At 70.8% G+C, this 12,642-nt stretch carries 9 protein-coding genes; all 9 read left to right on the forward strand.

Annotated features, from left to right (window positions below):
- Window positions 1–145: 145 nt before the first annotated feature.
- The 9 genes from Pph01_RS11215 to Pph01_RS11255 all read left to right on the forward strand — a co-directional run bounded on the left by Pph01_RS11215 (window position 146) and on the right by Pph01_RS11255 (window position 12,602).
- The gene (locus Pph01_RS11215) at window positions 146–1,165 is read left to right on the forward strand and encodes a conjugal transfer protein (RefSeq protein WP_204072954.1); all 1,020 of its coding nucleotides are present in this window, start codon (window positions 146–148) and stop codon (window positions 1,163–1,165) included.
- A gap of 68 nt (window positions 1,166–1,233) precedes the next feature.
- Window positions 1,234–1,503: a hypothetical protein gene (locus Pph01_RS11220; RefSeq protein ID WP_239116598.1), complete on the forward strand. Its 270-nt coding sequence runs from the start codon at window positions 1,234–1,236 to the stop codon at window positions 1,501–1,503.
- A gap of 21 nt (window positions 1,504–1,524) precedes the next feature.
- Window positions 1,525–4,395, forward strand: a complete 2,871-nt coding sequence (locus Pph01_RS11225) for a TcpE family conjugal transfer membrane protein (RefSeq protein ID WP_204072956.1) — start codon at window positions 1,525–1,527, stop codon at window positions 4,393–4,395.
- A gap of 95 nt (window positions 4,396–4,490) precedes the next feature.
- The gene (locus tag Pph01_RS11230) at window positions 4,491–6,971 is read left to right on the forward strand and encodes an ATP-binding protein (RefSeq protein ID WP_204072957.1); all 2,481 of its coding nucleotides are present in this window, start codon (window positions 4,491–4,493) and stop codon (window positions 6,969–6,971) included.
- Entirely contained in the window at window positions 6,968–9,262 is a 2,295-nt protein-coding gene (locus Pph01_RS11235; protein ID WP_204072958.1) for a TrbL/VirB6 family protein, read from the forward strand. Before Pph01_RS11230 ends, Pph01_RS11235 begins: the two co-directional genes overlap by 4 nt.
- A 10-nt stretch (window positions 9,263–9,272) precedes the next feature.
- A complete protein-coding gene (locus tag Pph01_RS11240) occupies window positions 9,273–9,926 on the forward strand; it encodes a hypothetical protein (protein ID WP_204072959.1) in 654 nt (217 codons plus the stop codon).
- Window positions 9,927–9,952: 26 nt separating this feature from the next.
- On the forward strand, window positions 9,953–11,065 hold the full coding sequence (locus tag Pph01_RS11245) for a C40 family peptidase (RefSeq protein WP_239116599.1): 1,113 nt from the start codon (window positions 9,953–9,955) through the stop codon (window positions 11,063–11,065).
- A gap of 6 nt (window positions 11,066–11,071) precedes the next feature.
- Window positions 11,072–11,467 carry a (deoxy)nucleoside triphosphate pyrophosphohydrolase gene (locus Pph01_RS11250; protein ID WP_204072960.1) on the forward strand — a complete coding sequence of 132 codons (396 nt, stop codon included), beginning with the start codon at window positions 11,072–11,074 and terminating at the stop codon, window positions 11,465–11,467.
- Window positions 11,468–11,615: 148 nt separating this feature from the next.
- The gene (locus tag Pph01_RS11255; RefSeq protein WP_204072961.1) at window positions 11,616–12,602 is read left to right on the forward strand and encodes a hypothetical protein; all 987 of its coding nucleotides are present in this window, start codon (window positions 11,616–11,618) and stop codon (window positions 12,600–12,602) included.
- Window positions 12,603–12,642 lie beyond the last annotated feature (40 nt).

Here is a 12,642-nt window from a genome sequence, read left to right on the forward strand (position 1 = left end):
CGGTCACGGCGATGCTTGCACCATGGGCGTGGCTTTCCTGGAAGAATTGGCGAGACCGCTAGGGTGAATACTTCAATGCGGCTAACCAGATCGAGAGTAAGACGACACCGCGCCAGCCGGGGGGATCGGCGCGAGCGGAGGCGTGATGGCTCGCAGGTCAACCGTCCAGCAGGATCCGCGGATCGCTGGCGACCCCGAGTCGTACCCTCTGGAGGGCCCTGATCGGGTGACGGCATCGCGTGGGACCTCCTCCCGGCGCGGAGGCTGGGGCGGCGGCGGGGGCCGCTGGCTCGTGTGGGCGGGACGCGTAGTCCTCTGGGCGCTCATCATCGTGATCGTCGTCAACGGCGTCCGCGCGCCATTCGAGCGGCTGACTCAGAACGGCGCCGCGCCGCAGTCGCAGGCGAACTCGACGTCGAATGATTTCAATTTCCCCGTGACCCAGGCCGCCGCATTCGCCAATCAGTTCGCCGCCGTCTATTTGAATTACGACGCCACCAACGCGCAACAAAGAGCGGAACGGCTGAAGGCTTTTCTGCCCGATGGGGCGGACGAGCAGTTCGGCTGGAACGGTTATGGGCGTATGACGGCCGGCGCGTTTCAGTTCTCTGGCATTCAGGTGAACGACGAGCACGACGCCGTCGTCACGGTCGCCTATCAGACCAGCGGATACCGCGGGCTGCTGTCGGTTCCGATCTACAACGAGGACGGTCGTTTCGTCGTGTCGGGCCAGCCCGGACTGTTGCCCGCTCCCGCCCTGCCGGGGTTCCCCCAGGTCTCCGGCCCGTCGCGGGACTCGGCGACGGAAGCGGAACTCCGTCCGCAGGTCGAGGGCTTCTTCAAGGCGTTCGCGGCGGGCAACCAGGTCGATCTGCAGCGGTATGTCGCGAGCGGCGATTCGATCGAGGGCTTCAACGGGGAGTTCACCCTGGCTCAGCTCAAGGACCTCGTCGTGCCGGAAGGTGAGGCGAACACCAGGGTGGTCACCGCTGTGGTCGTGTGGGCCGTCTCGTCGAACGGGACGGACGCCGTCTCGACCTCCGGGCAGAACGACCCGGCCGTCCAGCCCGGCGGCCTCGAGCAGGCCTACCGACTGACCATGGAGAAGCAGGGCGGCAAGTGGTTCGTCCAGCAGGTCCAGGGCGCGGGCCGGTCCGTGGGGTAGCGCATGCCCGGCCGTGACATCGCTGATCCATACCCCCGGGAGGGCGAGAATTGATTCTGAAGACCATCGTGGACAGTTCGTTGGAACTGGCCGCGCCCTCGCAGCCCCCGGCAGGGGGAATCAACACCGAAGGCCTGGCGGACTTCCTCCGCACCTTCTTCGCGCCGCTGTTCCTCGTGGTCGTCTCGATCGTGGCGCTTTTCTTCCTCTTCACCCGTGAGATCACCAGGTTCGTGCAGTTCATCATTCTGGCGATCGCGATCGGTGTGATCTTCTATGTGCCCAACATCATCGAGGTGACGGCGAAGGCGATCGCGGGCGCACTCGGGATCAAGTGATCCGGCGGAGAGGAGGATCGGGTGGATCTCCCCACATACACGAATATCTGGCGAATTGAGAAGCGGCTTTACAAGCTGTACGACCTGCGGCTGCCCATGCCTCTTCCGATCGTCTGGATCGGTGTGTTCGTGGGAGTCCTGGTCCCCTGGTGGCTCTTCCTCTGGCTCGTCGGAGTGCCGTTCGCGGCGCCCTGGCACGTGGTCTACCTGGTGCCGCCGGGAGTCATCACCTGGTTGTCCACCCGTCCGGTCATCGAGGGCAAGCGCCTCACCGAGGTGCTTCAGTCGCAGCTGCGCTACGTGGCGGAGCCGCGCATCTGGTGCCGGATGGCACCGGCCGCGGAGCCGGAGACGATCACATTGACCGCTCGCGTCTGGCGGACCGCTCCGTCGAGCGCGCCGGTCCGCGTCAAGGCGGCGCGCAAAGCCGTGGTGACGGAGCCCGCGACCCAGGACGCGACGACCAAGAAGCGGAGCGCCGCGGCGAAGGGCGGCGGCGCCGAGACGAAGGCACGCGGCAGAGACAAGGTGCGTGGCACCGCACCCAGGACGAGGACGCCCGAGACCGCGGCGAGAGGAGCCCGGGCCGGAGCCGGGGGGAACAGGGGCAGAGGCAAGTCCGTCGAGCCGTGGACCCCTGACCGCGTGATCCCGCCCCGCACGCTGCCGCCGGGCTCCGGCGGCCAACCCGCCTCCACGGGACGGTCCGCCACCGTGCATCCGGCGGTGGCGGCCGCCGCGGCCGCCGCGTCGCCGGTCAGCGACTCGCCGTCCGACGCGTGGAGCAGGCCCGCCGTGAAGCCGGCCACGACGGGTGAGCCCGTGAAGGGCGTTGCTGCGGACGAGCCGGTCTTCTACATGCCCAAGCCGCCCGCCTCCACGGGCGAGAAGCAACCCCCACCGATCCGCGTCGCGCTGCCGGAGCGGGCCACGCCGCCCGCGCTGCCTCCTGCGCCGCCGTCGGCGTCACCTGCGACCCCGTCCGGCCCGGCCGCCGAGGAGCCTGCCGCCCCCGTGCCGCCCATCGGCACCGAGGCGCTGCGGCGGCTGCGCAGGCTCGCGGCCAGCGCCGAGTCCGCACCCGAATCAGCGCCGGAACCCGATCCCCGGCCGACGCGTCACGCGAGTCCGGAGCCCGCGCGGGAGCTCGGCCCGGATGAGGTTCACAACCCGCCCCGCCATGCCGCCGCGGAGCCGGATCCCGTACAGGACGCCTCTCCTGAGGCGACGCGCGAACCGGCGCTGCCCGAACCTGCGGCGGAGTCTGCCCAGGAGTCGCCGGCCCGGGAGTCACAGACCCAGAGCTCAACCGAGACTTCCGTCCAGGGCCCGGAGCAAGGAGCGGCACAGACGCCCGCACAGGCACCCGCGCAGGTCTCGGCACAGGCGCCCGTACAGGTCTCGGCTCAGGAGCCGGCACAGGACGCCTCGGAGAACGTCTTCGGGGAGCCGGTGTCGGAAACCGAACTCGCCGGGCAAGCCGTTCAACCCGGGCAGGCCGTCCGACCCGAGGCGGACAGGGAGAGCCGGCCGGGCCCGAGCACCTCCGATCGGCAGCGGGAGGCATGGGAGCAGCACAGGAAGGGCCAGCCGCCGCGGCTGGTCCGTTCGGCCCAGCCCCCTGCCCCCACCGCCCCGGCGCCTACTCCCGCCACCTCGGCTGTTCCGCCCGTCCTGCCTCTCGCCGGTCGGACGCAGGCCGCCGAGGCGCCCGCCGCGCAGTCGCCTGCTGAGGCGCCCGCCGTCCAGCCCCAGGCTGAGGCACCCGCCGCACGGTCGGCTCCGCAGCCGGTCGCCGAGACGCCCGCCGTCCAGCCGGCCGCCGAGCGTTCCACGGGATCTCCCCAGGCGCCCGCGAACCCGTCGCCTGGCGCGGGCAGAGGCGTGTCGATCCGGAGGGTCCCCACCCTTCCCCAGGCGAGCGGCCCCGCCACTCCGGTGCTTCCTCCCGCCGCCCTGCCGTCCTCACCGGTGAACGAGCCCAGAGTCCGCCGCGTGGAGTCCGTCGTCGGGCGCGGCTCCTCCGGTGGGTGGCGCAGGATCGCCCAGGTGGTCGTCGGCGGAAGCCGTACCGACGGCATGGAGGTCGACGAGGCACGGACCCGCACGCCGCTCACCACGAGCCGGCGGATCATGGTGCTGGGGTGCACCGGCGGCGCCGGGCAGACGACCACGGCGCTCATGCTCGGCCACACGCTCGCCCGCTACCGGGAAGACCGGGTGTTGGCCCTCGACGCGAACACCGGGGACAACACGCTGACGACCCGGATCCAGGCCGAGTCGCCCGAGACGCTGAGCTCGCTGCTCGAAGGCTCGCACGCGCTGTCCGGCTATCTCGGGATGCGCGCCTACACCACGCGCTGCGAGTCGGGACTCGAGGTGGTCGGCGCAGACACCGACGCGGGGGCCGAGCAGCGCCTGTCCGACCGTGCTCTGCTGAACGACTGGCGCCGGACGCTCACCGCGCTGGACCAGCACTACCGTCTGGTCGTCGTCGACCCGGCCGCCGCGCTCGCCGCGCGGCTCCTGCCGTACACCGATCAGCTGGTGCTGGTCGCGCCGGCGAGTGCGGACGCGTCGGACGCCATCGCCATGACGTACGAGTGGCTCGACGGCCACGGCGTCGCCGACCTCCGGCGCAGAGCCGTCATGGTGATCAACGGTGTGAGCAGGCGGAGCATGCCGGACGTCGAGCAGGCCGAGGCCGTGGCCAGTGGCCGCTGCCGGGCCATCGTCCGCGTGCCCTGGGAGGACGAGCTGGCTCCGGGGCGTCCTGGACCAGTTGACGTCAACCACCTCCGGATCGGAGGCCGCAGGGCGTACGTTGCACTTGCCGGAGTGATCGTGAGCGGCTTGGCGACGATCCAGGCGAAGCAGGAGGTGGCCAGATGAGCGCCCGGTGCGGGCGGGGAAGCCGGTGAGCGACCGATGAGCGCGGGAGCGAACCCGACGAGCGGGCGGCGCGTGAGGAAGCCGGTGAGCGACCGATGAGCAAGCAGGCACGCAGCCGTCTCGCGGTGCGGTACTTCGACGACCGGGTCCTTCTCACCGACTCGGCGGCGTGGGCCTACTTCCGGTTGCCGACGGTGAGCTACGAGTTCCTCACCCCCGAGGAGCGGGAGGCCCTCGCCACCAACATCACGATCGCCCTGGCCGCGATCAGGATGCCCGACGCCGAGGTGCATCTGCGCATCGCGCATCGGGCGTATCCGGCGGCCGAATGGGCGATGGCGCTCAACGCCACCTCCGACGAGGGCCCGGGCTGGCGGGACTACCTGGAGGAGATGTACCGCCACGTCTGGGCGAAGGACTTCTGGAGCAAGGAGGTCTACCTCGGCGTACGGCTCGGCCCGCGCGGCGCCCAGATCGGCGGCGGGGTGCTGTCCCAGCTGTTCGGCTTCTACCAGCGCAGCGAGCGTGCGCTCGGGATCGAGGACGACCACGTCCCCGACCGCGAGATCGAGCGGTGGACGGGCCAGGCGGAACGGCTCGGCCGGGCCCTGACCTCCAGCGCCCTCTACGCGCGGCACGCCACGTCCACGGAGATCGCCTGGTTGTTCCAGCACGCCGCCTCGGGAGCGCTCGGCGAGCCCTCCGCTTCGGCTTCGCCGCGCCGCAGGTGGGGCAAGGGCGAGATCGAGGCCCTGGTCGAGGGACAGATCCACAACGGCAGGTCGTTGTTGCGGCTCGAGCAGACGTCGGGGGAGGCGTTCACCGCCCACCTGTCCTTCGCCCGGTTCCCCGACCTGATGGCCTTCCCCGACGGCGAGCCGTGGCTGCACTTCGCCGACCAGCTGCCGTTCCCGGTGGAGATCTCCAGCAGGATGCGGCTGATCTCGCCGGTGCGCGCGAGCAAGGACGTGGCCAGGAAGCTGGCGCACGCGCGCGACATGGACATCCACATCCGCGAGGCGGGGGCGGAGGCGCCCCTCGCGCTGGCGGAGCAGATCGACGCCGCGCGGATGCTGGAACACGGCATCACCAAGGAGCGGCTCCCGTTCGTGTACGGCTGGCACCGGCTGAGCGTCAGCGCGCCCACGGAGGAGATCTGCATTCAGCGGGTCGAGGCGGTCGTCGAGCACTACCGCGACATCGGCATCGACGTCGTCAACTCCACCGGCGACCAGTTCTCGCTGTTCTGTGAGGCGCTGCCGGGTGAGAAGGTGCGGGTCAACGCCTACGCCCAGCGTCAGCCCCTCCGGACGATCGCGGGCGGCATGTCGACGGCGACCGTGGAGCTGGGCGACCGGGTGGAGGAGTCGAACGCCGGCTGGGTCGGGCCGTACATCGGGGAGACCCTGGGTCGGGCCCGCAGCATCGTCCACTTCGACCCGCTGGTCGCGGCCACCAGGAACCGCCCGACCGCCATCGCGATCACGGGCGAGCCCGGGGGCGGCAAGACGACGCTCGCGCTCCTGCTGATCTACCAGATGGCCCTGCGCGGCGTGACCGTCGCCGTCATCGACCCGAAGGGCGACGCGGAGTCGCTGGTCCAGCTTCTCCAGCGGCGCGGCCGCAAGGCGCGGATCATTCCGCTGGGGTCGGCCGCGCCCGGCCTGCTCGACCCGTTCTCGTTCGGTGACGACATCGCGGCGAAGAAGACGATGGCCTCCGAGACGTTGCGGCTCCTGCTGCCCCGCATGTCGGAGGAGCGCGAGTCGGCGATGATCCAGGCGGTGGCCGCGGTCTCCAACGAGCCGGACCCGTCGCTCGGCAAGGTGGTCGACCATCTGGAGCAGTCCGCGGACCCGGCGTCGAAGAACCTCGGGGCCGTGCTGCGGTCGATGTCCGAGATGCATCTCGCCCGGCTCTGCTTCGACACGTTCGGCGGCGACCAGATCGACACCGAGGGATGGACCACGGTGTTCACGCTGGGCGGTCTCACGCTGCCCGACGTGACGACCACGCGGGACGACTACTCCTACGAGCAGCGGCTGTCGGTGGCCCTGCTGTATCTGGTGTCCCAGTTCGCCCGGCGGCTGATGAACGGGCTCGACCGGCGCACGCCCAAGGCGATCTTCCTCGACGAGGCGTGGGCGATCACGTCCACGCCCGAGGGCGCCAAGCTGGTGCCGGAGGTCTCCCGGATGGGCCGCTCGCGCAACACGGCCCTGGTCCTGGTGTCCCAGAACGCGGGCGACCTCCTCAACGAGCAGGTCACCAACTGCCTCTCCTCGGTCTTCGCGTTCCGCTCCTCCGAGCGGGTCGAGGTCGGGCACGTGATGGAACTGCTCGGGGTCGACTCGTCCGAGGAGCACAAGGCCGTCCTGCGGTCGCTCGGCAACGGCGAATGCATCTTCCGGGACCTGGACGGCAGGGCGGGCCGTATCGGGGTGGACCTCGTCTCGGAGGAACTCCTTCAGTGGCTCGATACCAATCCGACGCACGACAAACCAGGCGAAAGCGTGCATGATCGTCTTAGCGGGGGCGCAGACCGGTCGGGGGTCGCTCAGGAGGTGCGGTCTTGAGATTGCGCAGGAACGGTCGCGTCCGATTCGGAGTACGGCGCAAACTCGCCCTGCTCCTCGTCGCCTTCGCGGCGTTCGTGATGATGCCGTTCGCGTTTCCCGCCGACACGGCGAGCGCGGCCGGGCCGTGTGACCTCTCGTCCGAACTCGCCCCCGAGATCGTGGGCGGCGGCGTCGACGGCCTGGTGCAGCCTCCGCCGCCGGACGCGGCCGGCACGGCGGGAGCGGTGGCGCCGCAGGCGCCCCGGGAGCCGCTCACCAACTACGACCGGTACGGCATGGCCGGTCAGTATTGGCACACCTACGGCCTCGGCTGCTCGGACGTCACGGCCGTCCTCGGCAACGCCTGGGCCAACACGGTCTTCTCCTGGGCCAAGGCGGTCGACCGGCTGACGATCAGCACCTACCAGGCCGCGGCCACCGAAGGACCGCTCCAGCCGATCAAGAACGTGGCCGACGAGATCGTCACCAACCTGGCCGACGCGATGTACTGGCCCTACCTGCGGCCGATCGTCATCCTCGGCGCCATCTGGCTCATGTGGTACGGCCTGATCCGCAAACGGGCGACCACCACGACCGAGGGCGTCGTCTGGATGGTCATCGCGGTCACCGCGGCCGTGTGGTTCTTCAGCCGCCCGGGCGACTTCACCTCACTCGGCAAGACCGTGACCGACAAGACCGGAGAGATCGTCAACTCGGCCTTCTCGGGGCTGCCCGGAGCGGGCGGCGCGTCCTGCCTGCCGGCCAAGGGCGACACCACCGCGCAGGCCCAGCCCGGCGGGTACGGCCAGCAGGGGACGCCGGGCGTCGACCAGAACGCCGACGCGCTGTGGTCCACGCTCGTGTGCAAGCCCTGGCTGATGGGCGAGTTCGGCACCGCCGACGCGAACGCCCCGATCATCAAGGCCTTCGGCGCCAAGCTGCTCGACATCCAGGCGATCGACGCCTCCGAACAGGCCGCCAAACAGATGCCGAGCGGCGACGCCCATCAGAAGCGGTTCGAGGAGGAGGTCGCCAAGCCGCTGGAGAACAACCCCACGTTCTTCCTCCTCCAGGGCAAGGACTGGACCAGCCGCCTCGGCATCGCCATCGGCGCCTTCCTCGCCGCGATGGTCGCGGGCCTGCTCATCTTCCTGGTGGCGGTGTCGCTGCTGGTGCTCAAGGTGGGCTTCCTGCTGTTGCTGATGCTCGGGCCGGTGTTCCTGCTCATCGGCGTGCACCCGGGCTCCGGGCGCATCATCGCGATGCGCTGGGTCGAGATGCTGGTCGGCACGTTGTTGCGCCAGGCCGTGCTGGCCCTCGTCCTGGGCGTCCTGGTGTACGGCTACGCGCTGATCATCTCGACCAACCTGCCGTGGGGGATGCAGATCCTGTTCATGGCGTTGCTGACGATCGCCGTCTTCTTCTACAGACGGCCGTTCCAGCATCTGTTCGCCTCGATGGACGGTCACACGCTCACGACCAGGATGCTCGGGGACGCCGCGACCGCACCCACGCTGTCGCGCGCGGCCAACGCCCTGCCGCCGGTGGCGGCCACGCGCGCCGCCCGGTGGGGCCTGCGCAAGGCCGAGCCCGTCATGGGCGCGGCCGCGATGGCGACCGGAGCGGGCACCGCCGCCGCGGCGGCGACGTCCGTCGCGCAGGGACGCGTCCGCGGTGAGGAAGGGGCGGCCACGGCGCAGGGTCAGGCCCGTGCCAGGGCCGGCGCCCAGCCGGAGCCGCTGGAGACCGACCCGCAGGCCGCCGGGCGCCGTAAGGCCGGGGGAACGGTTCCCCGCACCGGTTCGGCGCCGCCGCTCAACCTCACGGGCGTCCGGCCCGCCGACGCTCCCCGGTCGTCCCGGCCCGCGCGTCCGGGGCGTCCCCCGGCGAGCACGCCCTCACGCGGCGGCGGAAGCAGCGGTGGCGGCGGCGGATCGGTCCCGAGCTCCGGATCCGGGTCGGGATCGAGATCGGGCTCCGGTGGGGGCGGCGGCTGGTTCAGCGGCCGTTCGGGCGGTTGGGCCTCCCGGCCCGCCGCACCCAGCGGCTCACGCGGTTTAGGCGGTGGTCGATCGTCCGGCGGTGGTGGCGGCGGCTCCTCCTCGTCGTCACGCCGATCCGACTCGTCCGGAGGCTCGGGAGGCCGCTCCCGCCCGGCGCCTCCGCGTGACAACGGGTCCTCCAGCAGGTCGAGGTCCTCCGACGCGCCGCCGTTGTGGCTGCAGAGCAGGGGCGACACCAGGCGGGGATCCGGCGACGCCGCTCCGTTCTGGGCGCGTCCCACCGACAGAGACTCTCGAGACAGCTGACGCAGGCTTCATGACCACCCAGGGAACCGACCGCAGAAAAGGGCTCGCGTTCGCGGGCGCCGTCGCCGTGCTCGCGGCCGTCGGCGTGTATCTGACGATGAGCCCGTCGACCGGAGGCGGCGACCGCGACCGCACGGAGACGGTGGCGGGGACCGCCCCGGCCACCGTCGTGTCCAGCCCGCCTCCGGCCGCCGCGCCGAGCCAGGTGGCCGTCACTCCCGGGACGTTCGACGTCTACCGCTACCTGCCGCTGTCGCGGAGCGAGCTGGGCGCGGCGGCCGACCTCGCCCAGCGGTTCACCGCCTCCTACGGGACGTTCGAGTACTCCGAGGATCCGGCGGCCTTCGCGTCGCGGCTGAACGCGTTCTCGACGAACGAGTTCGGCGAGCAGCTCACCCGGGCCATGACCGATCCGGCGGTGGTCGAGCAGAACAAGGCCGACCGTGTCGTCTCCAAGGGGTCGGCGCAGGTGGAGTCCATCCGCGACATGACGCCCAACATGGTGGTGTTCGTCGTCGGCTCCGTCCGCCATGTGATCGCCCAGAGCGGTGAGAAGGACCAGAACGACCAGTACGCCGTGACCGTGGTCAAGGCGGCCGCCGACTGGCGGGTCTACGACATGCAGCCCGCCGGCGCCGGCCAGGACGGGGACACCTCGCCGTGACGACACCTCCGCGCACAGGTATGGGCATGCGGGGGCTGCGAAGCCTGCGGGTGATCAGGGCCGGGGGACGTTCGTGGCGGGGCCTCGCCGTGGCGCTCGCGCTGATCGTCCCGCTGACGTTGTTCGGCTCGATCATCCTGATGTCGCCGTCCCCGTCGATCTTCGTCGGCGGAAGTTTCGGCGAGGATTGCGCGTCGGCGGCCTCGGCGGCCGACACGTCGCAGGCCGCCGCCTCCGACATCCCGCAGGACTATCTCCGGATCTACAAGAAGGTCGGCCAGGAGATCGGCGTCCAGTGGAACGTCCTGGCCGCCATCGGCAAGCGGGAGACCGACCACGGCCGGTCACAGCTGCCCGGCGTCCGGAGCGGGACCAACTACGCGGGCGCGGCCGGCCCGATGCAGTTCCTGATCAGCACCTGGGGCGGCAAGGCCAAGATCAAGATCGTTCCAGGGATCAACGGGTACGCGTCGGACGGCGACGGCGACGGGTACGGCGACGTCTACGACCCCGCCGACGCCATCCTGGGCGCGGCCAAGATGCTCAAGCGCAACGGCGCCCCCGACGACCTGCCGAGGGCGATCTTCGTCTACAACCGGGCGACCTGGTACGTCGAGCAGGTCCTGGAGATCGCCAAGCGCTACGCCGCCTCAGGGGAGATCGGCATCCCGGCCGACGCGGATCCCGCGTGTGACGGCGGTTACGTGGACAGCGCGTCCAGCGAGGTCGTGCAGAAGATCCTCGAGTACGCGCTGGCCCAGCGGGGCAAGCCGTACCGCTGGGGCGGGACGGGTCCCGACGCCTTCGACTGCTCGGGGATCATCTACATGGCCTACCGGAACGCCGGGTTGTCGATCCCGCGCACGACGTTCGGCCAGTGGCCCTTCGGCGTGAAGGTGCGCGCCGGTGACGAGCAGCCGGGCGACCTGGTGTTCTTCAACTCCGGGCCGGGCACGAGGGCGAACCGCCCGGGTCATGTCGGCATGGTCGTCTCGAAGGGGAAGATGATCGAGGCCCGGTGCACCCTGTGCGGGCCCATCAAGGTCACCGGATACACCGACCGGCCCAACATCGTGGGCTTCACGCGCCCGCTGGAGAACTCCGATGTGCTCGAGCAGCTGAGGCGCGCCGTAACCTGATCGACCATGGACGCCTTCGGAAAGCTCGTCGTCGGGGCCGCGATCGTGCAGGACGGCCGGCTTCTCGCCGCGCAGCGGGCGGAGCCGGAGGCGCTCAGGGGAGGCTGGGAGTTCCCGGGCGGCAAGGTGGACCCCGGTGAGAGCGACCTGGACGCGCTGGTCCGCGAGTGCGTGGAGGAACTGGGCGTCGAGATCGTCCCAGGCGAGCGGGTCGCGGGGGAATGGCCGCTGCCGAACGGCTACGTGATGCGGGTCTGGCTGGCGGGCATCCGGCGGGGCGTGCCCTCCGCCCACGAGCATCTCGCCCTGCGCTGGCTGACGCACCAGGAGTTGTACGACGTCGCGTGGCTGTCCGCCGACCTTCCGGCCGTGGCCGCCGTCGAGAAGCTCGTCTGGGGGTAGGCGGTTTCTCCTGTGGGCCGGCCCGGAAATGGCGTTCGCCCACAGACTTTGCCATGATTTGAGCGTAGCTAGACTGTTCCACGACCCAGGCCGAAAGGGTGGAGGCCTAGCAGTGGTACGACGTGCACAGCTGAGGGCCGTGTCCTCGGTGGCGGCTTCGTTGGGAGTCGCCGCCGCGGCGGTGTTTGCGGCGGGCCCCGTGTTCGGGGTGACCGCCGAGGACCCGACGGATCCCGCCGCTGACCCAGGTGGGACCACGCCGCCGGTCACGGTGACGGCAACCGTCACCGAGACGAAGACCGCTACGGCGACGGCGACCGCCACAAAGACCGTGACCGCCACAAAGACCGTGACCGCGGGTCCGGAACCCGTGGTCACGGTGACGATAACCAAGACCCCCACGCCGACTCCGAAGTCGACCCCGGTCGTCACGGTCACGGTGACCGCGACCGCGACACGGACGTCGCCGCCGGTCACGCAGACGGCGACGGTTCCGGCGCAGGGGTTGCCCGTCCTTCCGACGAACGTGGCTGCGGCTCCGCCGCTGACCACGCCGACGCCGGACCCGGGTGTCACGCTGGCTCCCGCTCAGCCGACACCCCAGCCGACGCCGGCGCCCACGTTCGAGGATCCGACGCCCGAGTCGGTGCCGATCGAGATTCGCAACGCGACTCCCGAGTACGACCAGGTGACGGTCAGCCGCAAGTTGTCGATCCTCGCCGCGGTGCTGGTGTTGCTGGCACTGCTGGCCTGGCTCGTCTTCGAAGGCAGGCTGCGGCGGATGGCGCACGCGGCGGCCATACGGAAGGCGGGGCCGCGGGCGTGGCGGACCTCCGCGACGCCGCCCACCGCTCCTGATGGGGCGACGCCCGGCGGGCAGGGCCAGCAGCAGCTGGTCGGGTACGTGCCGGTGCAGGGCTATACGACGGGCCAGCAGCCGTACGGATATCCGATCTACGGATATCCGCAGGTCTATGCCCACCCGTATCCGTACCCAGAGGCGGCCGTGCAGGCCGACCAGCCAGGTCGGTCTGAGCAGCTCGGAACGGCCGACTCGGCCGACAAGGGCGGCGAAGGCGACAAGGCTGCCGAAGGCGGCAAGCCCGACAAGGGTGACAAGCCCGACAAGGGCTGAGCTGAGAACACGAAAGCGCCGGCCGGAGGATTCCGGCCGG

It is taken from the genome of Planotetraspora phitsanulokensis (assembly GCF_016863295.1).
GTDB lineage: Bacteria > Actinomycetota > Actinomycetes > Streptosporangiales > Streptosporangiaceae > Planotetraspora > Planotetraspora phitsanulokensis.